General features: G+C 51.9%; 16 protein-coding genes and 3 pseudogenes. 9 read left to right on the plus strand and 10 right to left on the minus strand.

From position 1 onward, the window contains the following. Positions 1-75: 75 nt before the first annotated feature. On the plus strand, positions 76-1,758 hold the full coding sequence (locus CBE74_RS18385; protein WP_233426103.1) for an ATP-binding cassette domain-containing protein: 1,683 nt from the start codon (positions 76-78) through the stop codon (positions 1,756-1,758). A gap of 76 nt (positions 1,759-1,834) precedes the next feature. After that, complete coding sequence (locus CBE74_RS18390) at positions 1,835-2,362, plus strand: hypothetical protein (protein ID WP_225870105.1); 528 nt, start codon at positions 1,835-1,837, stop codon at positions 2,360-2,362. Between the two features lie 79 nt (positions 2,363-2,441). On the opposite strand, the gene CBE74_RS18395 is transcribed toward CBE74_RS18390, so the two are convergent. Beyond that, positions 2,442-3,800 (minus strand): NAD(P)/FAD-dependent oxidoreductase, encoded by a 1,359-nt coding sequence (locus tag CBE74_RS18395; RefSeq protein WP_087453944.1) that lies wholly within the window; start codon positions 3,798-3,800, stop codon positions 2,442-2,444. A gap of 172 nt (positions 3,801-3,972) precedes the next feature. Between CBE74_RS18395 and CBE74_RS18400 the strand changes: the two genes are divergently transcribed. Beyond that, on the plus strand, positions 3,973-5,280 hold the full coding sequence (locus CBE74_RS18400; protein WP_087453945.1) for an SAM-dependent methyltransferase: 1,308 nt from the start codon (positions 3,973-3,975) through the stop codon (positions 5,278-5,280). Between the two features lie 86 nt (positions 5,281-5,366). On the opposite strand, the gene CBE74_RS18405 is transcribed toward CBE74_RS18400, so the two are convergent. Together CBE74_RS18405 and CBE74_RS18410 are read right to left on the minus strand one after the other, a co-directional pair. Next, complete coding sequence (locus CBE74_RS18405; RefSeq protein ID WP_087453946.1) at positions 5,367-6,752, minus strand: MFS transporter; 1,386 nt, start codon at positions 6,750-6,752, stop codon at positions 5,367-5,369. Between the two features lie 233 nt (positions 6,753-6,985). Next, a pseudogene (locus tag CBE74_RS18410) lies at positions 6,986-9,911 on the minus strand (FAD-binding and (Fe-S)-binding domain-containing protein). Positions 9,912-10,067: 156 nt separating this feature from the next. Here CBE74_RS18410 and CBE74_RS18415 point away from each other — a divergent pair. Beyond that, positions 10,068-11,048 (plus strand): bile acid:sodium symporter family protein, encoded by a 981-nt coding sequence (locus tag CBE74_RS18415; protein ID WP_087453947.1) that lies wholly within the window; start codon positions 10,068-10,070, stop codon positions 11,046-11,048. Positions 11,049-11,572: 524 nt separating this feature from the next. Here the strand turns inward: CBE74_RS18415 and CBE74_RS18420 are convergent. From CBE74_RS18420 to CBE74_RS18430, 3 genes are read right to left on the minus strand one after another with little or no spacing between them, the layout of a single operon-like run. Continuing rightward, positions 11,573-11,770 (minus strand): hypothetical protein, encoded by a 198-nt coding sequence (locus CBE74_RS18420; protein ID WP_087453948.1) that lies wholly within the window; start codon positions 11,768-11,770, stop codon positions 11,573-11,575. 14 nt (positions 11,771-11,784) lie between these two features. Then, positions 11,785-12,477, minus strand: a complete 693-nt coding sequence (locus CBE74_RS18425) for a YceI family protein (RefSeq protein WP_087453949.1) — start codon at positions 12,475-12,477, stop codon at positions 11,785-11,787. A gap of 19 nt (positions 12,478-12,496) precedes the next feature. After that, a complete protein-coding gene (locus tag CBE74_RS18430) occupies positions 12,497-12,823 on the minus strand; it encodes a hypothetical protein (RefSeq protein ID WP_087453950.1) in 327 nt (108 codons plus the stop codon). 182 nt (positions 12,824-13,005) lie between these two features. On the opposite strand from CBE74_RS18430, the gene CBE74_RS18435 reads away from it, so the two are divergent. Beyond that, a complete protein-coding gene (locus CBE74_RS18435) occupies positions 13,006-13,398 on the plus strand; it encodes an RNA polymerase-binding protein RbpA (protein WP_087453951.1) in 393 nt (130 codons plus the stop codon). Between the two features lie 85 nt (positions 13,399-13,483). Here the strand turns inward: CBE74_RS18435 and CBE74_RS18440 are convergent, their stop codons facing one another. The 4 genes and pseudogenes from CBE74_RS18440 to cobN all read right to left on the minus strand — a co-directional run. Continuing rightward, on the minus strand, positions 13,484-14,281 hold the full coding sequence (locus CBE74_RS18440) for a polyprenol monophosphomannose synthase (RefSeq protein ID WP_087453952.1): 798 nt from the start codon (positions 14,279-14,281) through the stop codon (positions 13,484-13,486). 33 nt (positions 14,282-14,314) lie between these two features. Further along, complete coding sequence (gene lnt, locus CBE74_RS18445) at positions 14,315-15,871, minus strand: apolipoprotein N-acyltransferase (RefSeq protein ID WP_087453953.1); 1,557 nt, start codon at positions 15,869-15,871, stop codon at positions 14,315-14,317. 161 nt (positions 15,872-16,032) lie between these two features. Continuing rightward, on the minus strand, positions 16,033-16,563 hold the full coding sequence (locus CBE74_RS18450; protein WP_087453954.1) for an FxsA family protein: 531 nt from the start codon (positions 16,561-16,563) through the stop codon (positions 16,033-16,035). Between the two features lie 88 nt (positions 16,564-16,651). Beyond that, positions 16,652-20,260, minus strand: a pseudogene (cobN, locus tag CBE74_RS18455) (cobaltochelatase subunit CobN); the annotation flags it as partial. Between the two features lie 484 nt (positions 20,261-20,744). On the opposite strand from cobN, the gene CBE74_RS18460 reads away from it, so the two are divergent. The 4 genes and pseudogenes from CBE74_RS18460 (at position 20,745) to CBE74_RS18475 (ending at position 25,756) form a co-directional block, all read left to right on the plus strand. Beyond that, positions 20,745-21,920 carry a precorrin-3B synthase gene (locus CBE74_RS18460; RefSeq protein ID WP_087454883.1) on the plus strand — a complete coding sequence of 392 codons (1,176 nt, stop codon included), beginning with the start codon at positions 20,745-20,747 and terminating at the stop codon, positions 21,918-21,920. Further along, positions 21,917-22,567, plus strand: coding sequence for a precorrin-8X methylmutase (locus CBE74_RS18465; RefSeq protein WP_087453955.1), 651 nt, complete (start codon positions 21,917-21,919; stop codon positions 22,565-22,567). The genes CBE74_RS18460 and CBE74_RS18465 overlap by 4 nt, the downstream gene beginning before the upstream one ends. After that, the gene (gene cobJ, locus CBE74_RS18470) at positions 22,564-24,069 is read left to right on the plus strand and encodes a precorrin-3B C(17)-methyltransferase (protein WP_087453956.1); all 1,506 of its coding nucleotides are present in this window, start codon (positions 22,564-22,566) and stop codon (positions 24,067-24,069) included. The genes CBE74_RS18465 and cobJ overlap by 4 nt, the downstream gene beginning before the upstream one ends. Positions 24,070-24,323: 254 nt before the next feature. Then, positions 24,324-25,756: pseudogene (locus CBE74_RS18475) on the plus strand (amino acid permease).

The following is a 25,756-nucleotide window of genomic DNA, read 5'->3' on the forward strand; positions in this document are numbered from 1 at the left end:
CTTTCCCTGTAGAGAAGACTATCTTGAAATCCAAATCAAAATCTTGGGTTTAGTAAACAGGGATATCGATCCCTAATGGTGGCTACTCAACCCACGTTGGAATTTTTGACTGGAATAGATCAACCGTCGATTGGCTCAAGATTGTTTATTAATATTGAAGGAATTAAAGTCACCCGTTCGAAGAGAAGTATTCTTGATATTTCTCAACTCGTAATAGACCAACGGCCTACGCTGCTATTGGGGGTTAATGGGGCAGGTAAATCAACGCTTCTCTCAATTCTGGGAAGGAAAATAAAACCAGATGTAGGGACAGTGAGCAATTCTGGGGTGGTGGCTAGTGTAGAACAAACTTTCCGTCCAATTGTTGGTTTTACCTGTGCTGAATATTGTTCTTATGTTGCTTGGTTACGGGGGCAGTCTTGGAAAAATGCACGCAGAGATTGCGCAAGCTGGCTTGATTTTGTAGACCTTTCCCATGCTGAACGCCAACGATGTGAAAGCTTAAGTGGTGGCGAGCGTGCTCGCTTAGCAATTTCCACAGCTCTTAATTCAGGCTCGGATACGTTGCTTTTGGATGAACCTAGTGCAGCACTAGATCCGTTGAGCAAACAAAAAATCACTGCTATATACGAACGAGCGCATTGGATAAAGCGTCCTTCTTTGTGGCTATGCGCTATTTCTTCTGTGCTGTGTTTGATGCCTCTATCAAGCATAGAGGCATCAGGTTATAGCCAAACTGTCTTGGGTCAGTCAACGCTTACTTTTTATATCATGGCCCCAGCTACTGCCGCTGCCGTTGCATGGGAAATGTCTAGATTTCAAGCTGTTATCAATCTTGGTAGTAGTGCCATCCGCAAAATTATTGTAAGTAGAATTTTGCTGTTTTCTTTTTTCCCGACAATAGGTTATTTATTAGCAGTGTTATTTTTAGGAAACAACTTACGTTTCTTGTATTCAATAACATTTCTAGAAATGGTCTCCTATTCGTATGCCGTGGGTATAAGTTGGGTAGCTATAGGATGCACATTTGGTTTGATACTTAGGCCGTTAATCGCTGTCAGCCTTTCTGCAGCTGCTGCCTACACATGGTATGCATTGCTTCCTTCAGCGGCTCCACCTGGGGCAGTGCGCCGAATGGTCGGCGACCTGATTGCTTGCTGTTCACTAAATTCTGTTTTAGACAGCCGCGCTATCTTTGTAGCAGCGGGAACAGTAGTAAGCGTTGCTCTCATGGTGATCGGATTGGCTATTGGTTTCAAAGTTAGACCGATTAATGCAATGCCGATCTTTATAACAGGTTTGGCATTCCTTATCGGAAGCGGCTTAATCAACAGCAACGTGAATGCATTTGGTGTGATTGATCGTGATCGTTCAGATATGGTCTGCACTGATGATGTCTGTGCATGGCCAGAGGTATCGAAGAACAGCGTGGACCTCAATGCACAAGCTCGCGAAATTTTTAGGCACATCGCACCTCTGGAATGGAAACATTATGCAGATGGTCCTGCGACGTGGGGTGATGTCTCGAAGCAAAATCTAGAATTCAGCGGACAGCGGTCTCTCGAAGGCGTGCTGGGGGATTACGTTGACTACATTGGTTCATTAGAGCTAGCTCGGTCCGGCAGTCAATTGTGCGGAGTAAGTGCACAGGAAATAGGCATTGTGCGAAGTACTCTTCCGTGGAATCCAGCAGAACAGATTGAAATAAGCAAAGTTGAGCAGCGTCTAAGTCAAGCTTTATGTCCGGTACAAGGATAATATGATGCGATCACGGACGATTCTTTATTGCCGAGGTCATAAACTGTGGGAGGCCTGTCTATTAACTGGTATTGTGATGTTTGCAGTCTACGGTGCTGGAAGTACGGTCGTTAATATACCGTGGCTCAGTGGCTTGCATGCTGTAACTCTCAATGGCGTTGTTGGAACAGCCTACGCTTTTAACGTTGTTTTGATATTTCGCAATGAGATATCGCGGTTAGAGCAGGGTTCATCGCATTCATGGAAATGGGTTAACGGCGTTATTTTCATAGTGCTGTGGGGGTTGCTCTGGATGGCTGCATTAGGTGCAGATGATGGTGCACGATTTGCGTATATAGCTACAGCTACTGTCACTCTGGGATTGTGCATAGGAGTCGGCGGATTTGTACGCACAGATACGCTTATGCTGCTACTCATTGCGCAATTCCTTGTTCAAACCATAGTGTGGCAAAGCTTAGAAAACACGCCATGGAGACATCTTCTTTTTGTAATAGATGAGCCGCCGTTGCATATAACTCTGGTGGTCAGCTTTGTTGCTTTGATAGTAAGTTTCTTCCTTCTCGGTAGGTTCCAACAACGAGAAGACGGAAACCAAAGAGTTTAAGTCCCAATGAGGTAAGGCCCCTTGCTACATGAAAATTTTCATGTAGCAAGGGGCCTTACCTCACGCAGGAAGTCGATTACTAGTTTTTGGCTTCCAAATTTTTATCCTGCTCTGCAAGCGCGCCACGTGCATGCAGCTGTTGGCGAGTGGTCGCTAAGTTCCAGCGCTTACGTGACAGCGCGTTGATTCCCCATGAGAAAGCTGCAGTCGCGCGGTTGCGGAAACCGACGAGGAACATGAGGTGGACGCAGAGCCACATGACCCACCCGATGAAGCCTGTGACCTCAACTTTTCCAAGTTTGACCACGGCATTGAACCTAGAGACGGTAGCCATGGAGCCTTTATCGTAATATTCAAAAGGCTCGCGCTCGTCGGCACTGCGTCCTTCAACCTCGGCTGCGATCTGTTCTGCAACATACGCGCCACCCTGGATAGCGGTTTGCGCGACACCGGGAAGGTTGTTTAGCGACATCATGTCACCAATGACAAAGACATTTTTCTCGCTGCCTACAGAGAGATCCGGGTTAACGGGGACGCGTCCAGCGCGATCAACGTCCACTCCGAGCTGATCGGCGAGAACCTTACCCAAAGGGGAAGCGGCGACGCCAGCAGACCAAATCTTGCAGAAAGAGTTGATGGTGTGGGTGGAGTTATCCGTCGTAGATTTGTAGGTGACTGAGTTTTCATCAACGTCGGTGACGATGGCGTTGAGTTTAACTGTCACACCAATCTTTTCGAGCTCACGCTGAGCGTTACATCCCAGACGCTTGCCAAAAGGCGGCAAAACCTGGGGGGCACCATCAAGGAGGATGATCTTTGCATTGGCGGGGTTGAAGCGAGTGTATTCGCCTGCCAACGTCCGGTGCGCCATCTCTGCGAGCTGACCCGCCAGTTCAACACCTGTAGGACCTGCGCCAACGATCACGAAGGTGAGAAGACGGTCTCGCTCGGCAGGATCATCGCAGATCTCTGCGCGCTCGAAGGCTCCGAGGATGCGCGCACGTAGTTCAAGGGCATCGTCGATCGTCTTCATACCTGGGGCATACTGTGCGAAGTGATCATTTCCAAAGTAGGACTGCCCTGCACCGGCGGCCACGATCAGGGAGTCATACTCGATGGTCTTGGAGTACTCGCCAAGTGACGCAGACACTGTCTTAGCCGAGGTATTAATGTCGGTGACTTCGGCTTTGACAACGTTGACGTTGTCCTGTTTGAGCAGGACTTGGCGTGTCTGGGGGGCAATTTCACCCGAGGAAAGGATGCCGGTTGCTACTTGATAGAGCAACGGCTGGAAAAGGTGGTGGTTTGTCCGGTCGATCAAAGTAATATCGACGTCAGCATCCTTGAGGTTCTGGACCGCGAATAGACCACCGAAGCCGGAGCCAATCACGACGACGTGATGGCGGCCGCCTTCAGGGCGAAATGGGTTGTCAGACATTGAAAACTGTCTCCTCGACTAAAAAGTGAAAAAAGTCATTCGCTAGTGTGATTTTCGCCCGCTTTTGAGCGACTTCTTTATGGTAGTCCTACTTGGCTGGTAATTCATCATCCGCTCCCTGCTTCGCGCGTCTGCGCTCATAAACGATTCGCTCACACTAAGCTTGTCCCTTGTGAAAGGACATTCAGGCTCGCGTGATCATCTTGTGCGTATCGACGCCGAAATGTGGCCAAGCATAGCCACTGTGCCTGAGGGCTTTCGGATTACAATGAAGGCGCGTAAAGCGGAATCAGAGTTTGCTGCTGCTTGTTTCAAAGCCGGCTTGCGTCTTGACGGTGAGGACCCGGATCTCGTTGTAGTAGAGGAAACCTTGTTTCGTCGAATAGCTGCGGCTGGCTGGCTTGGGCTTGCCGAAGGCTACATGGCGGAAGAATGGACGTCTGAGCGGCTGGTTGACGTACTAGTAAAGCTTTTTGCTGTGGGGTATAACCCGAAGGGCTCCCATGCCTCGTTAGGGGGCGAATACCAGGGGAAAGAGATTCCGCCACAACTTGTCAGGCTGTTTTCTGGGGACGGAATGAGCGTTCATGGGACCGTCTTTTCCTCGGGTGTTCCCACCACAGAGAGAACTTCCGTAAGAAGTTTTGTCAGAGGCGCGGGAAAAGCTAACGAACCAGCGAGTCACTTTGTAGACGTCACTACGGTGAGTGACCCCACAATAGTGGAGAAAGCCGACCTCGGGGACGGACAGCTACGAGCAACAACGATGCTTCTCGACGCAGCACACGTGCATGCAGGGACACATCTCCTTGATTTCCCCAGTTCTGGGCCTGTCTTAGCCATCAATGCGGCACATCGGCGTGCAACCGTTGACGTCTTGACGGCTGATCGTGAACATTCTCAAGACATGAAGTACGTGCTAGATCTCGCGAAAGTCGAGGGTAGCATCCATGTGGAGTTGCTTGATACCTCGATGCCAGAAGCTGCTGCATGGCCCATGAGCTATGACGTGATTACCAGCGTAGAAAAGCTTGAGTTTATGGGTCCTCGGATGCGCAAACGCTATGTGCAAACACTTGATCGCCTGCTTACCGCGGGTGGTTATCTTGCGGCGCAATCCGTGGTGCTGACTGGACTCATGCCGGATGTTGCCACAAGTGCGTTAAATGTGTGCAAAGCATATATTTGGCCAGCCTTAGACCTTATGACGATGGAGAACGTACATAAGCTTTTCGACGTCTCCTCAGATTTGAGAATCACCGCGGAAACACATGTCGGGGGCCATTATCAGGAAGGGCTGCGCCTGCAGCGAGCCACATTTGAAGGCCTCCTGCGGGAGGCCGCTGCAGATGGTTTTGACCCGGTATACCGGCGGCTATGGGTATTCCAATTGGCTATTCGGGAAGCGTTGTTCCGCGTTGGAGCGCTGGACGCTGTGCAGATCACGGCGACAACAAGGAACCGCAGGCGACGTCGATAAGCAATAAAACGACACAATGCACCCATGCGCCATGACCTTGATATCTTGATCACGCACAGGGGTGCATTGTGTTTATTTGCTAGGGGCTAGATCTCGGACATGTCAAAATGCCGTGTTTCTTTCATGCAGAAAACCGCGACTAGCGTGATGAGTGATACGACAATGAGGTAGATTCCGACCACTCCGACCCCATAAGAATGAACAAGGGCAGTAGCAATGAAGGGAGCCACCGCAGCACCCAGGATGGATGAAACGTTGTAACTAATTCCCGATCCCGTGTACCGAACATTGGTGGGGAACAGCTCTGGGAGGACTGCAGACATCGGGCCGAAGATGAGGCCCATGATAAACATTCCGATCGTGAGGAAAGCCAAGACGCTGCCCTCGGTAGCCGTTGCGGGATTGAGGAAGAGCTTAAACGACAACCCGAAAACAATCATGACTATCGAGATACCAATGAGCGAGGACTTTCGGCCGCGACGATCTGCCATTTGTCCTGCCAGAGGGATACCAATGATGAAAGCGACGATAGAAATAAGCTGGAGTTTGAGGAAGTCGATATAGGGGATTCCAAGGCCCAGGCCAAGATCTTTTTTGCCGATGCCATAGGAGAGTACCCATGTGGTGACTAGGTAAAACAGTGTGTAGCAGCTCAGCATGATGAAGGTCCCCAAGATCATGGGGCGCCAAGCTGTCTTGAAAGCCTCGGTCAGCGGAGTTTTTACCTTCTTGCCGGACTTTACTGCTGCTTTAAAGACAGGGGTTTCTTCAAGGGTAAAGCGAACCCATAAACCGATAATCACCATTACTGCAGACATCGCGAAGGGGACCCGCCAACCCCATGTCATGAAAGCGCCTTCAAGATCGCCGTTTGTGTGTCCCAGGGTAGTGACCAAAAACAGGAAGAAACCGTTGGCCAGGAGGAAACCAAAAGGAGCTCCTAATTGTGGCCACATTGCGGCCCATGCGCGTTTGCCTTTTTCGGCTGTTTCAGTTGCCAAAAGAGCAGCTCCTGACCATTCGCCTCCTAGCCCTAGACCTTGGCAAAACCTCATGAGAGCCAAAAGCGCGGGTGCGGCTATACCTACTTGGGCGTACGTGGGCAGGAATGCAATAAGAAAAGTGGCTATGCCCATCGTAAGCAAGGAACCTACGAGAGTGGCTTTTCGTCCAATACGATCCCCAAAGTGCCCGAAAATGATAGAGCCCAATGGGCGGGCTACAAAGGCCAAGCCGAAAGTGGCAAAAGACGCGAGCAAGCCAACGGTTGGATCTTCATTTTTGGGGAAGAACAGGTGGGGAAACACCGCAACCGCGGCTGTGGCATAAGCGTAAAAATCGTAGAACTCAATGGTAGTTCCCACCAGGGAAGCGGTGATGATTTTACGTCTCATGGCTTTATCTACTTTTGGACGTGCTGTCCCATGGGTATTGCGTTCCGCCGTGGCGGGGGCGGTCGATGAGCTCATCATCACACTCCTTATGCATCGATATCCATCCGAGAGGGTGGAACCCCTAACATAGCTTCCCGCAGTGTGGGATGCAAATATCATTTTGTGGGATTTTGTGGGATTTTGTGGAGTGTGGGAAGGTGCATAGGAAGGGAAAGATCGTATGAAACAGGTGAAATGCGTAGTGACCTGCCCAAATGGTGCAGGTCACTACGATGTGGCTGGAAAGGTGTGGAGATAAAACCTTTACCTATTTAAGGGGATATTACTGGTCGGGAGACTCGTTCCAGGAGAGTTGCCACATGCTCGAAGGGCTTTCCAGACATCATCTCAAGCCCCATCTCACACGTGCGATTGGAGGCTACAAAGCAATCAAAATTCCCTGTGTCGAGCGCGACGCGTTCCTCGCGAGTGGCGGATTCCGTGAGTTCCGGATGCAGCATGACTCAATCTCCGGCAGACCCACAGCAATGTGCGCCGGAGGGAATCGTCACTGTCCCTGCGACGGCTGCTACGTGAGTAAGCGTGTCGACCAACCCCATGTGCTGGATGGAACACGTAGGGTGCAGCCCGATAGTTCCTATATTTTCCGTAATTGCAAGGTGATCGATAACTTCAGCGTCGAGCCATTCCACCACGTCCAAGATTCTTAACGCGTGGAATCGTTGCAGGTCTTCTCCGTCAAGGGCGTCGGGAGCATGGTCTAGTAGTCCATGAACGCAGCTTGACGCATCGATAATGATGGGAAGTTCGCCTTGGGAAGACCAGTTCCACATGGCATTGACCAGTGATCCAACTGTAAAAGCGAAAGCCTCGTCGTATCCTTTTGAAGACCAAGGCGTGCCGCAGCAAAGCCCCGCGACGTTTTCTGGGATCCATACGGGTGCTCCGGTTCGGCGCCCCAGCTCCACGATGGAGTGGGGTAGATCAAGAGAGCCAGGGGCAGAATGCTGCGAAGGTCCGAACATTCTGTTGATGCACGCTGGAAAATACACCGCACGAGCTCCCTCGCGTTAGGTGCTAGGCAATCGTTGGGCTGCTTTGGGGAGTTCGCCGGGGATAGTGGGAAGGATATCGGGATTGATGACCCCGCGAGCTGTGTCAGAGAGGACTTTTATTGTGTTGGTGCCAAGAGCATGGGCGCTTATAACCCCACCGCGGACTAGTTTTTCCACGACGTCCCATTTTTGTGCGCCTGATAAGGCGACTTTTTGCGCAGTACGCGTCGTTTGTGCAGATCGGAAGCCTTTCATCACTTTTCCGGTATCAATACTGATCGGGCAGGCGATGGAGATGGAGCACACTCCGTCTGCAGCGCACATATTGATTGCGGCGTATTGGTATTCTTCCTGCAGTTTTTCAGTACAGGGGAGTCCTGCTTTTGTCGCGCCATTTCTCGACGTAATACGATTCTCTGCCTGGGTGTTACCGTGACATGCCGAGAAGGGCACACAGGTTCGCAAAAGCCGCATTCAACGCAAGGATTAATCTCTTCTTCTAGCTGCGGGAAGGTCTTAAAATTCTTGAGGTGAATATCCTGTGACTTTGTGAGCTTGACGTCAGGGGAGAGTATCCCAACTGGGTCCAGAAGATGTTTTACTTCCCACATGAGGTTCCAGGCCTGCGTTCCCCATTCGCGTTCCAAGAAGGGGGCCATGTTGAGGCCGGTTCCGTGTTCTGCCTTGAGCGAACCGTCATAACCATCAAGAACGAGGCTCGCCAGATCATCAAGGAATCTGGCATATTTTCACGTTCTTCTTGCATGCCAAAGTGCGGGAGGATGAAGAAGTGCAAGTTCCCAAAAGCTGCATGGCCCATGACCATTTCGGGATACCCGTACGTGGCAAGTAGATCGAGCAAATCGGCGGCAGCTTCACCAATTCTTTCGGGCGGGAAGCAGACGTCTTCAGTAATGAGGGCCGTTCCCTGAGGGCGATCTGACCCAATAACGCCAAAAAGTCCGTTGCGGATGTGCCACGCTCCGCGTTGTCCCTCTGGGGTCTTATCAAACTGAAGCGGAGCGATGAGTCGTGCCTCGGATAAAACCTCCGTGGCACGTTCGATAGCCTTATCGAGCGCATTTTCATCAACACCACCTACTTCTAAAAGTAGGGCAGCGCTGTTGTTTGGAATGGAGGCCCAAGAACTAGGGGCTTCGGGGAAATTGCCGACGGACCGCTTAAGAACAGGCGCAACGAGCAATTCGCATGCTTCCGCTCCGGTCTGCATGAGTGGACTGACATAGTTTGCTGCGTCTCTAATGTCATTAAGCATCACCCAGGCCACAGCCCTTTTATTTGGTAGTGGAACTGTGCGGATAACGGATTCTGTTATGGCGCCGAGGGTGCCTTCCGAACTCACCATGAGCTTGAGTAAAATGCGTACGGGTTGGTCTTCGTCGAGAAAAGCGTCGAGACGCAATCCGTTAGTGTTTCGGATGGAAAACTTGGTACGCAAGCGTTGAACAAGTTGCGAATCTGAGCGAATGCGATCGCGTAATTCGAGTAAACCCTGATGGAGTTCAGGTTCCTGAAGCTTGAAAGCCTCGTCTCCTTGTGCGGTGTCGATTACCGAGACACTGGGTAAAACAATGCGGGCATGTTCTATACAATGGTAGGTGTCCCGCTCTATTGAGCAGCGCATTCCTCCCGCATTATCTGCGATAACGCCACCAATCGTACACACGGAGGTGGATCCGGGGTCGGGGCCGAGCATGACTCCCGACCTGCCAAGGACGGCTTGGGCATCACCTAAGATTGTGCCTGGGCGGGACCAGAGCTTTTTGCCGTCATCGAGTACCTCTAGGCCTTGAAAGTGGGTTTTGAGGTCGATCAAGATGTCATCACTGGAGGCTTGTCCATTAAGCGAGGTTCCGGCGGCCCGGAACGTGAGGTGCCGCTGTTCACTTTTGGCAAAAACCATCAATTGGGAAAGATCATCCTCGTTTCGCGGACGAACCACTACTTGAGGAATACGCCGGTAGGGAGAACCGTCGGAGGCAAAACGGATGAGATCTGATAACGAGCCTAAAACATTCTTGCGTCCTACTATTGCGGAAAGCTTATCGACGAGCCATGGGGGCGTGCCGTGTAATAGTTCAGGACCTGCCGCATCGGCTTGAGAGGTGGACCTGGCGGGCTGTCCAATATTGGCTGGATCTGGGATGAATAGCTTCTTCATAGTCTCAGGGTAAGCGTGCAGATGGCACTTATGGCCTCAAAAATGTGTACAAACGGGAAATTTCACCCTCATGGGTGTGGTTTTGGGATTTATATCCCACTGTATGGAACACATTGCTAGGCTTTCTCGAAAGCGAAATGAAGTGAGGTCGTTGATATGTCAATGCTCGATAGTCACGAACATGTGGAAAACGAACGTGGGGGAGCTACGGCAGAAGAGCGCTCGGCGAAGGTGGCGGTGGTATGTTTTCCGCTGGTGATCCTCGTAGGGGCGGTCATTGCGTACCTTTCCCCAGAAACGTTTGTAGGTTTTAAACCTCTGGTTAATCCCATGCTCATGCTGATCATGTTTTCCATGGGATTAACAATCACGTTGCCGGATCTGGGCGAGGTGGCACGTAGGCCGTTGCCGATTATCGCGGGCGTGGCATGTCAATTTATTGTGATGCCGTTATCGGCGTTGTTGATTTCCCGCGCATTAGGCTTTAACGAGGCCATCACCTTTGGGCTTATTTTGTTGGGATCCGTGCCGGGCGGCACGGCTTCTAATGTGATCGCATATTTGGCGAAGGGGGACGTTGCACTTTCTGTTGCAATGACGTCGGTATCCACACTGGTTTCACCTTTAGCCACGCCCGCATTGATGGTGCTGCTGACTGGACGCAGCGCGGAACTTAATGCTGTGGGGATGACCGTTAGCTTGCTCAAGGTTGTTCTAGTGCCAGTCCTTGCAGGACTTGCGCTGAGGTGGCTGGCGGGGAAGATTATTGATCGAATCCTGCCAGTTCTTCCATGGTTTTCCATTGCCGTCATTGGGTTTGTCATGGTGATTGTGGTGTCTGGAGCGCGAGATAAGTTGGCAGTGGTTGGCCTTATTGTGGTCGTAGGTGTGGCGCTTCAGAACTTCATTGGCTTTGTCTTTGGATATGTGAGTGCGAAGCTTCTTAAAGAGGATGAGGCTGCATGTCGGACAACGTCTATTGAGGTGGCTACGCAGAATTCGGGTCTTGCTGCCGCAATGTCTGCTCAGTTTTATTCTCCTGAGGCGGCATTGCCGGGTGCGATCGCAGCAATGTACGCGAATGTGTCTGGCGCTATTTTTGCGGCCATCATGCGAAATCGTCATCGAGCAGTCTAGATGTTGTCTGTGTATCGACTGCTTGCAGCTGCCGGTATGGGATATATCGCGGTAGGGGTTCCAGCAGGACAGATCTAAAATGACATAATGTACATTATCGGACAATTAGTACTGTGGGGTTATGCCTGACAGATCTGACGGTCAATGAATATGTGTATAGCTGCTTCGCGCCTTTGTGGAAATGTTATAGCTCTCTCGTCAAGACCTGAATGCGATGCTGTGCTGTTCTTTATTTTTGTTAGATCTCCGTGTGTACGTCGTGTACGCCTTTGTGTGTGAATCATTGACGCATCGGGCTTGATGTAGAACGTAAAGCGATGAGAAATCCCTTTGTAGCTTTGCGACCTCTGTTTTGTGAGGTCTTTAATCTGCTGACTGTTGGCTCACGTTTGATCCGACGACAGGCTTTGAGATGTTTTCTACCCTACGGTCTTTCCTGGAGCGACGACGAGACTATACATGCCCTTTATTACGTCACAGTGACGTAATAAAGGGCATGTATTTTTTTGTACTAGGTCTTCTAGCTATTGGTGGTCTCCTTGAACGTTGTCTCCTGTATTCCTCCGCTCTCGATATGCATAATAAAGCTGAATGAGCGTGATAACGGAAAAAACAGCTGCAAAAACTGCCAACCACGGTAGCTTTTCATAGATCATGAAAGCAGCAAAACCTAGAAGGACGATGAAGCGTAGCCATAGTCCGGGGATCATCCTTGATGCCATGAATAAGTGACTCTCTAGTTCTTCTTAAGGGTAAGTAAGACGTTGATTTCGCCATTCGTATCAATTTTAGCGGCCGCGAATTCTGGGGTGTTCACATCATAATCGAGACGATTAATCGGGATAGTTGAAGAAAGCTTGACGGTGTCTCCGTCGCGAACGATCGTGAAGTTGGGAGAGATCGCATTCGTCTTACCGTGAATAGTAAGTTTGCCTGGGATCGTAATCTCCGTTGTTGTTCCATCTTCAGGGATGGATGAAACATCCGTGGATCCGGTGGTCTCAAAGGTTGCTTCCGGATATTTTTCCACTTCAAAGATCTTGGCGCGCACGTTGTTATCGCGTTTATCGTTATCAGTGCGGATGTCTGCCATGTTAATGGCTACTTTTCCTGAAACGATCTTCTGATCTTTCACTTCGACCGTGCCGGTTACACTTTGGGTTGATCCAGAGGTAACGCGTTTTTCTGCCGGCAGCACCTCGTAGAAAGTGAACCCCGCAGAACTGATATTTGGGGCCTTGCCATAGATAACTTTCCACGTTCCGTTGATGTCGGTTGTGGCGGCCTTCGCGTCGGATGCATCAAGAGCTTCGGTTTTTACACCGGGTCCGTTGACGAGTGGGATAATTGCCATGGCAACGGCAAAAACAGACAAAAGAACAACGATAACTGCCGTGCCAAGTGCAATGAGTTTATGCTTTTTTTCCATGGGTGCGCTAGTTATCCTTCTACCTGAGTTTCTCTATCTGTTTAGCTAATGCGACCAGTTCAGAACAAAGTTGCTGCATCTCTGTTGGATCGGCGCCCTCTGAACTAGCGGTGGCGATGTCTTCTGCGGCGCAGCGAAGCTCAAATAAAGAGTCGCGTAGCTCACTAACTCGCTCAGGTCGTAATACTACTGCGTTTTCTGGTACCGCTGGTCCTATACTCGCGGTTCTTTGTTCATATGCCCGCTGCCTGCAGGAATGTGAACAAAATTTCTTTGGACGTCCGCGTCCAGGACTAGCAAATTCTTTACCGCACCATGCACACGTATTAAGCCTTGAAGTAGACATCCACTTCAGTGTAAACCACCAAGACCCACCTGGATTAGTTACGTGTAAGGCAGTGATCCCCTATTTAAGGAACCTGAGGAACAAAAACTACTGGTTCGTACGTTATAGTGGAAGACCTTGAGCGTTTTCTCCGTAATGGAGACTTCGCCGTGCCCCTTTGAGATGGAAAGGACTGATCCCCTATGTCAGATCGTGTTTTGCGCGGCAGCCGCATGGGTGCTGTCAGCTACGAAACCGACAGGGACCATGACCTGGCTCCTCGTCAGATGGTTCGATATAAGACAGAAACCGGCGAGATCTTTGACGTACCCTTTGCACATGACGCGGAAATTCCAGGTACGTGGCTATGCAAAAACGGCCAGGTCGGAACGCTCATGGAGGGTGAAGGCGTTGAATCCAAGCCGGCAAAGCCACCGCGTACGCACTGGGATATGCTTCGTGAGCGTCGTTCTATCGAAGAGTTGGATCTGCTTCTAGAAGAGCGCATTGAACTCCTGCGTAAGCGTCGTCGTAACGCTGCGCGATTGTTGAAGCAGCAGCAGGAAGAAGCTGCAGCGCAAGCAAATAGTCAGTAATTTTACTGATCTTTCAAAGTGATCACCCCACGCAGCTCGTAGGAGCATCGCGTGGGGTGATCACTTTTGTATGTTTGAGATTAGATCATGTGCATTTTCGGAAAGCAGCGATCTCGTGCTTCGCCAGCTTAGAACCTTCGCGGTAGATGTTAGTGATCTGCTCTTTTCGGTGGTTGAGTCCCCACTTGGTGACTTCGAGGAGAGAATCTTTAACAAAGCTTCCATCTAGCTTGGACTCCCCGATTTCGCGCTCTGTGAACGTAATTGGTACTTCACGAACATCGAACCCTGCGCGTACCACACGCCACGCCATATCGACCTGGAAAATATAACCTGTGTTGGATAGCTCGTCGAGATCGATAGCCTCCAAAACTTCACGCTTGAAGGCTCGGTACCCTGCCGTCATATCCGATAGCCCGGCGCCAAGGGCAACGGAAATGTAGATGTTGCCGCCCTTGGACAAGACCCAACGGTTTTTAGGCCAGTTCACTACTTTGCCACCTGGGACGTACCGGGAACCGATAACAAGATCGGCCCCTGCGTCTACCTGGTCAAGGAGCAAGTGCAGTTGCTCAGGTGCGTGAGAACCATCTGCGTCCATCTCACACAACACTGTGTAATCACGCTCAAGGCCCCAACGGAAGCCTGCCACGTAGGCACCGCATAGGCCGCCTTTGCCCTCTCGATGGAAAACCTTGATGTGGCTATCCTTTTCTGCCAAAGCATCGGCTGCTTTGCCGGTTCCATCGGGGCTGTTGTCATCGACAATCAGAATGTCCACGTCAGGAGCGTCCTCACGGACACGACCGGTGATGAGGGGAAGATTCTCCAGCTCATTGTAGGTGGGAATGATCACCAGGGTCTTATCGCTGGGCTTGGTCATTGCTTTAAGTGACTCCTTGGTAGGCGGTTAAAACTAGCGCTTAGCGGTTCGAGGCTTCAGCTTGCGGCTGGTTCCTCTACCGGTGCTTGTGCTCTGAAAGAACAACGACCACAAAGCGCACATGGTTCCTATGATAACCAAGGCGTATTCAATATAGGTGCCATACCTAGCTGAAAAGGTCAGCGTGTCGCGAAGAGGAAGCGCGTCTTCCAAGGTAGCAGACTGGAATATTTTAGTTTGAGAAATAACGGAACCATCGGGCTTGACCAGCGCGGAGACCCCAGACGTTGCTGCTACGACCACTGCCCTATCGAATTCAATTGCCCGCATGCGGCTCATTGCCAATTGTTGATAGGTCATGTCTGTGAACCCGAAAGTAGCGTTGTTAGTGGGGGCTGTAAGTATCTGAGCACCAGCAGCAACTGCGTCGCGGCCGGCTTTATCAAATGCAACCTCATAACAAGTGGCAATGCCTACGGCTATGTTTTGTCCTGTGGTGGCGGCAGTCATGTGAACAACGCCGTTGCCATCTCCCGGTTTAAAATCTCCAGCCAGATCTACCAATGGCGAGAGTTTCCTAAAGAAATCTCTCCACGGCATGTACTCGCCAAAGGGCTGAAGGTATTTCTTGTTGTGGGTCTCCCCTATGCCTGTCTGCGGATCGAAAACCACCATGGAATTTCGATGTCCCACAGCATCTTTGGTGATGGTGCCTACAAGGATAGGGGCTTGTGCATGCGCCACGGCCTGAGAAACAAGTTGTCCGGCCTGTTGATCGCTCAACGGGCTAACATCGGATGAGTTTTCCGGCCAGATTACTAGGTCCGGTTGCTCAGATAGTTTTTCCGTTTCCCTCACATGATTGGCTAGCACGGCCCGGCGTTGAGCATTGAAATCGAGCCCTAAGCGTGGAACGTTGCCTTGTATAGCCGCTACTTTCACGGTTCCCTGTTCATGCGCTCGCCCGTTCGTGAGCGTTGCGACGCCCGCCACTAGGAGAACCGCGACCATAATGGACGCTGTTTGGCGTCGATAAGCGGCATTGATCACGAATTGCCAGAGTGCTGCTCCCATAACCGCAGTGAGAAGTGATACCAGGGCTGGTCCTCCCCAAGAGGCTACTTCTGCGAGTGGGCCATCGATCTGGCCCCACGCAGTACGAACCCAGGCGAAACCACCGAACGGAAAATTAGACCGTGCCCATTCCACCGCCACGATGAGAAAGGGGAACCAGACCCATCCCAAACGATGTTGTAAAAGTCGGACGCCTACTATTCCCAGCGGAATGGAATACAAGGACAGAAACGTGGAAAGCGCAATGTAGGGCATTGCTCCAACAAACTCACCTATCCAGGGCAAAAGAAGCAGAAAAAGCGTCACGGAATAAGTAAAACCCAGGAGCGCACCAGTTTTACCTGACGGGTGGTTTCCCTTCCATGGAGCTAAAGCACCGCATAAGAGTGCAATCCCGATGGGCGCCGCGAAAAACCACCCCAGGGGGGCGTAGGAAGCATAAACAGACAGTCCAGCGATAGCTGCGATCGCAGATCGGATAAGGAGTGATCGCATGGCGTGCGAGGACAAAGACATAAACATTGCTCACTGATCAAGAGACGGGAAAGAACACACGCCCAGACTTGGGTGGAAAATGGCTGGCCCACGTGCCACCATTCCCTGAGAAAGACATAAGCGCTATTGAGTGAGGCTACAAAAGAAGTTTCTGTATGAAAAGCCTTAGCAGCTAGAACGTCTTATTTTTGTTGCGGGTTCGGCCCGTGTGGTCCCCCGAAATCCTCAGGCTTTATATCGCGGGACCATTGTTGAATCTCTTCCTCGTTAAGCTGATCATGTTCGATGACTGACTGGGCGCCAAAGCTTCCATAACTGGCGTGTTGCCTATAGCTATTGGTTGCCTCGAAACTACGAACACCCATGTCTTCAATCTTTTTTCGAAGCCCTTTGGCCAAAAACGACCGAATGAACGCTCTAGTGGGCGGGAGAATAAGCAAAAGCCCGAATATGCTCGTGACAAAGCCAGGCAGCGCAACTCCTACTGCCCCGGCGGCTAATAACCCTAGGTCGCCAGCAGCGCGACCGGGAGATGAGCTGCCGGCCGCTAGACGCCGTGAAATGCTTCGCATTTCAAAGGCCGCAAGAAATAAGCCGCCAAAAAGAAAAGCGATGAGTGCGATGAGCGCAGTGGCGGTCCCTAGCCACTGAGCAACACCCCAGAAGGCAAGAGCTTCAATCAAAATGTACGGAAGACCAATAAAAAGCGGCATAGCCCTTACTTTACTGTTTTTGTCTTATCGATGATGCTCTAGCAGTTTCAGCAGCTTCTGGGGCCGTCAGACTCTCACTTTTATTGAGAGAATCTTCTTCCAAGGCGCCTTCCATCTCTAGGAAGGTTCCACGCAGGGTATCCAAGGCTTCTGCTGTGGGGTTTTCCCATAGGCCACGATCTGCAGCCTCAAGCAGGCGTTCGGAAATATCGCGGAGTGCCCAAGGGTTAGATGCCTCGAAGAATTCTTTGTTCTCTGGATCCTTCACGTATGTATCCGTCAGCGTCTCATACATCCAATCGTCCATGAGCCCGGTGGTCGCATCGTATCCAAAGAGATAATCAACGGTAGCGGACATCTCAAAGGCGCCCTTATATCCATGCTTGCGCATAGCCGCAATCCACCGTGGGTTGACCACGCGGGCACGGAAAACCCGGCGCGATTCCTCATGCAAAGTGCGGGTTTTGACGGTTTCCTGACGCGTCGAGTCGCCGATATAGGCTTCAGGGTCTTTGCCGGTGAGTGCACGCACTGTAGCAATCATGCCGCCGTGGAATTGGAAGTAATCATCGGAGTCGGCGATATCGTGTTCCTTGGAGTCCACGTTCTTTGCGGCGGCCTGGATTCGTCGATAAGCAGTGCGCATATCGTCAGCGGCTTCTACCCCGCTCATACCGCGGCCGTAGGCGTAGCCGCCCCACGCGGTATAGACATCCGCAAGGTCCTTATCATCGCGCCAGGTGCCGGACTCGATGAGCTCAAGCAGCCCGGCTCCATATGTGCCTGGTTTTGAGCCGAAAATGCGTCGTACGTGGTCGTGCTGGGCTTCGTCAAGCGCATGGGCCTTGATGTAGTTCATGTTTAGCGGCTCGTCGAGATGGGCCACTAGCTGGACGGCATCGTCGATAAGCGCAAGCACGTGAGGGAACGCGTCGCGGAAGAAACCAGAAATGCGGACTGTTGTGTCGATGCGTGGTCGTCCGAGTTCTTCGAGCGATATTACTTCTAGGTCAACCACCCGGCGCGATGCTTCATCCCATACGGGGCGCACTCCAAGGAGCGCGAATACTTCGGCGATGTCGTCTCCGGAGGTGCGCATGGCGGAGGTTCCCCAGACGGAAAGCCCGACGGATGTTGGGTAGTCTCCTTCGTGTTCTGCCCGGTATCGCTCGATGAGGGAATCTGCGAGGAGTTGGCCGGTTTCCCATGCTAGGCGGGATGGGAGTGATTTGGGATCGACTGAGTAGAAGTTGCGCCCCGTGGGTAGGACGTTGACTAGGCCTCGCATGGGGGAGCCGGAGGGACCTGCTTCAATAAAACCTCCATCGAGTGCGCGGAGGATCTGGTCGATTTCCCGCTCTGATTGGGCTAGTCGGGGGATGATTTCCTTGCATGCAAAGCTGAGGAGCTTGGCTAGTTCTTCTTTGTTTGCGTTTCCAGGTAGTTCGGTTGCGTCCAGGATGGAGTCCACACTGTTGGGGTTCCAGTCTGCGGCGTCGAGCTCTATGAGAAGAGCATGGGCGATTTTTTCTACTGCATCTACCCTGCCGAGGGTTTCATCGCCGGCTTCGGATAATCCTAGGGATTCGCGTAGACCTGGTACTGCTTTGTCGCCTCCCCAGAGTTGGCGGGCGCGCAGCATTGCGAGAACGAGCTCGATGCGGACTTCCCCGGTGACTGCTTCTCCTAGGATATGGAGTCCGCCGCGTATGGCTGCGTCTTTGATCTCGCAGAGCCATCCGTCGATCTCCATGATTTGATCATCAAAGGCGTCTTCGTCAGGGCGTTCTTCCCAACCAAGGTCTTTGTCCATTTTTGCTGCTTGAAGCAGAGTCCAGATTTCTTGGCGGATAGCGGGGAGTTTGGCGGGATCCATGGACGCAATGTTTGCGTGCTCGTCGAGAAGCTGTTCGAGTCGGGTGATGTCTCCGTAGCTTTCGGCGCGCGCCATGGGCGGAATCATGTGGTCGACAAGTGTTGCATGGGCTCGTCTTTTGGCTTGTGTTCCTTCCCCTGGGTCGTTGACAAGGAAGGGATAAATGAGTGGTAGCTCGCTGATTGCTTGGTCCGGGTAGCATTCAGCGGAAAGACCTGCGTTTTTCCCGGGTAGCCATTCCATGTTCCCGTGCTTGCCCATGTGTACGATGGCATTGGCTCCAAAGATTTCCCGGAGCCAATAGTAGACCCCTAGGTAGTGATGGTTGGCGGGGAGATCGGGATCGTGATAGATGCCGACAGGGTTTTCGCCGAAGCCGCGGGGTGGTTGCACCATTACGACGATGTTGCCAAACTGCAGTCCAGCTATGTAGAGTTCGCCGGTTTCCTGGTTGACGTAATGAGTGCCGGGGGCTTGTCCCCAGTGTTGGGTCATCTTGTCTTGCATTGCTTGCGATAAGGATGCAAAGAAGTTGAGATAATCCGTTTGGGAAAGTTTGAGGGGATTATTCTTGATTACCTCGTCGGTGAGCCATTCTGGGTCGTGTCCACCTGCCGCGATGATGGCGTGCATTAACGCGTCTCCATCATGAGCGCTGTCTTCTGAGTACCCCGGTATTTCGCTGGTGTTACCGAGATCGTAGCCTGCGTTATTGAGGGCTTGAAGGACGCGAAGCGTAGAAAGCGGAGTGTCGAGCCCCACGGCGTTGCCGATGCGGGCGTGCTTGGTGGGGTATGCAGAGAGCATGAGGACGAGTTTTTTGTCTTTATTCTCGATAGTCCGTAGTGCCGCGTGGCGGATGGCTATTCCGGCAAGGCGGGAGCATCGTTCGGCATCGGGTACATAGGAGATGAGGCCGTCGGAGTCGTATTCTTTGAAGGAGAACGGTACGGAGATGAGTCGCCCGTCGAATTCTGGTACTGCGATTTGGGTGGCTACATCGAGAGGGCTGAGTCCCTCGTCGTTGTCTTCCCATTCGGAGCGCGCATTGGTGAGCGCAAGACCTTGGATGATGGGCACGTCGAGAGCTGCAAGCTTTGCGACGTCCCACGTTTCATCGTCTCCGCCAGCTCCTACGGTAGCCGGTTTTGTGCCGCCAGCCGCGAGCACGGTGGTGATTAAGGCATCGCATGTGCGCAGTTCTTGGAGTAATTCTTCTGATGCTTGGCGCAGGGATGCAGCAAAAATTGGTACGGGTAGTCCGCCTTTTTCTTCGATGGCGCGGGAGAGGGCTTCAATGTAGGCGGTGTTACCTGCTAAATGCTGTGCGCGGTAATAAATAATGCCGATCCGGGGAGCCTGCGGTGGGACCGTAACCGTGGAGGTTCTGTCCAGGTGTCCCCACACCGGCATATGCTGTGGTTCTTCAAAGCCTAAGCCGGTGAAAAGCAGCGTATCGGAGAGGAAATTATGCAGGTTTATAAAATTAGATTGGCCGCTCTCGGCTAAGTACGTATGGGCTGTGGTGACAACTCCTGCCGGTGCGGTGGATAGCTCGGTGAGCTCAGCGTCCACTGCGAGTTCGCCGGAAACGGCTACCAACGGAACCGAAGAGGCGAGGATCTGCTCTAAGCCGGATTCCCATGCGCGTTTTCCTCCCAAAAGACGGACGACAAAGACGTCAGTCTGTGCGATAAGCTCGTCGAGTTTTTCCTCGGAGACATAGTTTGGGTTAGCACAATGGAAGCTGACGTTATCAGTTTCTCCCGCTACTTTGGCCGAAAGGAGATCTGTATCCGATGTAGACAAAAGCGTGATCATGCGAGGCAAGGTGTCCTTTCGTGGGTGACGCGCCCATCGACGGCGTTGTTTAAGAAGGCGGTTGCGGCACGTGGTTTTCATGAAGTCGATGGTCTGGCTATAACAGTGGTGCGACCGTCCGGAATTTCACCGGATTCATCGACACATGAAGATAAGCTTTTCCGACAATAATTCGGCGCTCTAGGCTGGGCTTATTCAGCGTGTACACAACACCATGGGAACCACAATGCGGTTCTCTGTTTTCATTATTACGTTGTTTTTTAACAGCATGCCCAAGGGCGTGTACTACCTTAGCCAATCTGCTTTACGAGTTGGGCATGTATGGGGGTAAAAGCGCTCGCTAACGGTGTGATCGTTCTGTGGATCCGCCATTCTTATCAGGCATGTGCAGAGCGCAAAGTGTCAGAAAACTTAAGAAAAGTGTTTATTTCAACAAAGTTTTACAGGTCACAATGTTGGTTTAAGTGTGTTTGTTTTTACTATCATGTTGCGCATGACCCACCCTAAACTCTCGCAATCAGCAGTACTGATTGCTCACCCAGACCGTAGCCGTTCTGACATGTGTCCTGGTGCACTTAAGCTGCATCACGCTACGGACGGATCTATCGGACGCGTCCGCTTCCCCGGCGGGCGAGTACGCACAGAACAATGGAAAACGATTGCCCAGATCGCTCGCGAGCTTGGCGACGGAACAATCCACATCACAACCCGTGGCAATATGCAGTTCCGCGGCGTGAAAGATGAAGCACAGTTTGCCACTGTGGTGGAAGAGTCTGGGTTCTTGCCTTCGCGGAGCCACGACAAGATCAGGAATATCCTGGCCTCTCCCCTGCACCCTGAGCTATGGCCGCTGGTGGAAAGCTTAGACGCTGCGCTTTTAAGTGATGATGTAGTCTCTGGCTTGTCTGGGCGTACCCTCTTTGGTTTTGACGCGGGCGAAGGCGACATCCTGAGCCAAAGGCCAGACTTTGGTGTTATCGCAATTGATGATGCGCACCATATGATCCTGGGCGGGCAGGTTACCGAGATTCATCTGAATAGCCTAGAGATCATCCCCGAGGTACTCACTTTCGCTGCGCGCATGTGGCAAGAAAATCGTGAAGACTCGTGGCGTCTCCATGAAAGCCCGTCCATACGCGCGCACATCCTTGACCAAGTTCAGACGCACTTTGCTGTGGACACACAGCTGGTAACTCCTCCCGTCATTGAGGGATCTGCGCGTCCGGTTGGTTGGATTGACCTTGGCGATGAACGCGTTTCTTTGGGAGCAGGTCTCCGCTTTGGCTTCCTCACCGCGCAGGTTGCCGATATCTTGAGCGCTATAGATGCAGAGACAACGATTACTCCCTGGGCATCAATCGTGATTCATGATCTTCCGCACCATGATGCGGATGCCGTGGTTAAAGTACTCGCACCGCTCGGGCTGCTTTTTGACCAGGAATCACCATGGCTACGAGTAACTGCGTGCACCGGCCTGCCGGGGTGCCAGAAATCTTTATCCAACACCCAAAATGATGCAACGCAGTTGGTCCTTTCAGGTAAAGCACCAGAGGGCCTTGTACACTTTTCAGGGTGCGACCGTCGTTGCGGTCATCCCCTATCCCATCACACGGAATACGTTGCCACCGGCGACGGAGAGTACGAGGTATCAGCAAGGTGAGTTTTGACTACATCACCGACGGCAATGAGATTTACCGTCAATCCTTTGCGATGATTCGTGAGGAATCCGATCTCAGTAACTTTGATCCAGACCAAGCACAAGTTGCTGTCCGTATGATTCATGCCGCCGGTGAGGTAGACCTCGCCGAGGACATTGCGTTCTCGGCGAACCTTGTTCCCGCAGCTCGAAACGCGCTCAAAGCGGGAGCCCCCATTTTTACTGACGTGAACATGGTGAAAAGCGGAGTAACTCGTAAACGACTCCCCGCCAATAACGATGTGGTGTGTTTGCTTCAAGACGAACGCATCCCAGAACTTGCAGCCCGACTCGGCACAACCCGATCTGCCGCGGCAGTAGAACTATGGGCTGAGCGTCTCGACGGCGCCATCGTGGCTATCGGCAACGCCCCTACAGCGCTCTTCCACTTGATGAACTGGCTTGCCGAAGATTCCACCCGGCCGCACCCCGCCGCAATTATCGGTATCCCCGTAGGATTCATCGGCGCTGCCGAATCCAAGGCAGCTTTATCCAATGTGGCTGCAGATCTTGGTACTGAGTTTGTTACCGTCCATGGGCGTCGTGGCGGGTCTGCAATCACATGCGCCGCCATTAATGCTCTTGCCACAGAAAAGGAGATACTCCCGTGAGCAAGGCAAGACTCATTGGTGTAGGTGTAGGTCCTGGCGATCCCGAACTGTTAACGGTCAAAGCGATCAAAGCTATCCAAGCCGCAGACGTGGTTGCTTATCATGCTCGATCTAACGGGACCTCGGCTGCGCGGAAGATCGCCGAAGCTTATTTAACGGACTCGCAAGAGCACGTGCTTCTGGAATACCCAGTGACTACGGGAATCACTGATCATCCTGGTGGATACGCCGGGGCCATGGCCGACTTCTACCTTGATGCTATCCAGCGACTCCGCACGTATCTACAGCAAGGCAAAACCGTCGCCGTGTTGGCGCTGGGTGACCCTATGCTTTATAGCTCGTACCAGCACTTACACAAATATCTTGCAGAAGAATTTCCGGCAGAGATCATCCCAGGAATCCCCTCTATTACTGCTGCAGCTGATGTCTTGGGCATGCCACTATCTGAGGATGATGAAGTTCTCTCGATCATCCCAGGAACGCTTCCTAGTGCTGAATTAACGCAGCGACTTCTCGATTGTGACACAGCGGTTGTGATGAAACTGGGCCGTACGTTTAAAAAAGTTCGACAGTGCCTCATCGATGCAGGAGTTGCTGATCGGGCGTACGTGGTAAAGCGCGTAGGTATGGAGGGGCAAAGCACAATCCCTGTACTTGAAGCCGATCCGGATTCTATTCCTTATTTCGCAGTAGCTGTTGTCCCCTCGTTGGTGCACCAAGAACATGGTGTATCGCACGAAGAGTGCTGCCAGGATGGTACTCTAGGTGAAGTCGTAGTCGTAGGCCTCGGGCCTGGTTCCTCACGGTGGATAACACCCGAGGCCACCGCAGAATTAAAAAACGCCACCGATATTGTTGGATACTCCACCTATGTCAACCGCGTGCCCCTGCGCGCCGGGCAACGCCGACACCTCTCCGACAACAAGGTGGAAGCTGAGCGCGCAGCCATGGCCTTAGACATGGCAAAACAGGGAAGAAAAGTTGCGGTGGTTTCTTCTGGAGATCCCGGCGTGTTTGCCATGGCTGCGGCAGTTCTAGAGACAGCCGATGATGAACAATGGCGCGAGGTGCCGGTTCGTATTATCCCCGGTATGACCGCGGCGCAAGCCGTGGCATCTCAAGTAGGTGCACCGCTAGGCCATGATTTTGGGATGATCTCTTTGTCTAACCGGCTCAAGCCCTTTGAGATCGTGGAAAAGCGTATCCGTGCGCTCGCAGGTGCTGACATGGCTTTTGCCTGCTATAACCCCGCTTCAAAAGAGCGACGCTGGCAGGTAGCAAAACTCAGGGACATTGTTTTGGAATACCAGCCGGAAGATACCCCCGTCATTGTGGCTCGTGCTGTGGGGTCCGACCAGGAAAAAGTTGTGGTCACGGCTCTGCGAGACTTTGATCCAGACATCGTTGATATGCGTACAATGGTGATCGTGGGGGCGTCGACAACGCACCAGTACATGGGTGCGGATGGTATCCGCGTTTTTACTTCACGACGCTACGAGTAACCCAGAAGGCTATCGCTGTGTAAAAACCGCGGTAGCCTATAGGTTAAGGATGCGACTCGAATAAGAGCTGTGAACGGCTGTTATATGCACTGAATACAAAGCGGTCTAGACTATTCCGGGTAGCTGAAGCCGGCACGAAAACCGTGGGGCAAGAAACTTCGTGTTCGGATGAATACGCGTTATTGCATTGGTGAGATCTTAGCTGCGGCCTCATTCCGTAGGCGGAGAGGTCTTTTTAGAAAGGACTCATTGCGATGAGCGCCAATGATAGTGGCTCCCCTGCTCAATCCGTGGCAGAGTTACCGATTAATACAAAGCAGCGGCAGGTTCGGACTTCTCGGATTAGACGCAACGGTGGCTTAAAACATCGGCACCTTCATTTCATTGCCTTAGGATCCGCCATCGGCTCCGGTCTTTTTTATGGTTCAGCTGGGGCGATACAAGCAGCAGGTCCTTCAGTCTTGCTTGTCTATGTGCTTGGTGGCGCGGTAGTTTATTTCATGCTTCGGGCATTGGGCGAAATGGCTGTTCGCAACCCTATTTCCGGATCCTTTGCGGAATATGCACGTGAACATATGGGCGGCTGGGCTGGCTACATCACCGGGTGGATGTTTGCTTTTGAAATGGTCATAGTCTGTTTGGCCGACCTCACTGCAATCGGTATCTATATGAAGTTTTGGCTTCCACATGTCTCCCAGTGGGTATGGGTCGTGGTGACTCTGCTGATAGTGGGCGCGGCGAACATAGCTACTGTAAAAGCATTCGGGGAACTGGAATTCTTTTTCACTCTCATCAAAGTCGGCGCTGTTATTGCGATGATCGTTGGTGGCGCGGCAGTACTTGTTTTTGGTCTGAGTAACGCAGAGACTGGGCCTGCAAATCTCGTTGCAGACGGTGGTTTCTTCCCTAACGGCATAAAGGGGATGATTGCGTCCTTCATGTTGGTGCTCTTTGCCTTCGGCGGCACTGAAATTATCGGTGTGGCAGGCTCAGAAGCAGAAAATCCAGAAAAGTCGATTCCACAAGCGATTAATACTGTTCCTCTGCGTATTTTGCTTTTTATGTTCTCGCGGTTTTAGTGATCTTGTTGATCAACCCGTGGCGGACTATTACTGGAGACGAGTCTCCTTTCGTGCAAATATTTGATTCCCTCGGAGTAACGTGGGCGGCGGACCTGCTGAACGTAGTGGTGATTGCGGCGGCATTGTCGGCGATTAATGCGGACTTATTTGGCGCGGGACGAGTCCTTACTGGACTAGCAAAGCAAAACCTTGCGCCGAAAGCGATGGCGCATACCTACCGTAATGTCCCTGTCATGACCACGGTTATTTTGGTCATCGTGCTAATCATCGGAGCGGCCCTCAACGTGGTACTGCCTGACCGTGTTTTTGAGGTCGTTGCAGCATTAGCCACGTTTGCCACCGTATATGTCTGGCTGATGATTCTTCTGGCGCATCTCTTCTCACGGAGGAAAATGAGTGCTACAGAAGTATCCGCCCTGGGCTATAAAGTTCCTCTGTGGCCGTGGGGGCAATACTTTGCCATCGGCTTTATCGCTTTTACTTTTGGAATCATGGTGTGGCTTCCTGAATACCATCTAGCTCTTGCCGTAGGAATCGGCTTTTTAGCAGTGATGACCCTGATGTATTTTACGCGCGTCAAGCACCGTGTGGATAACGCGCGTTAG

Source organism: Corynebacterium silvaticum (assembly GCF_002162115.2).
Classification (GTDB): domain Bacteria; phylum Actinomycetota; class Actinomycetes; order Mycobacteriales; family Mycobacteriaceae; genus Corynebacterium; species Corynebacterium silvaticum.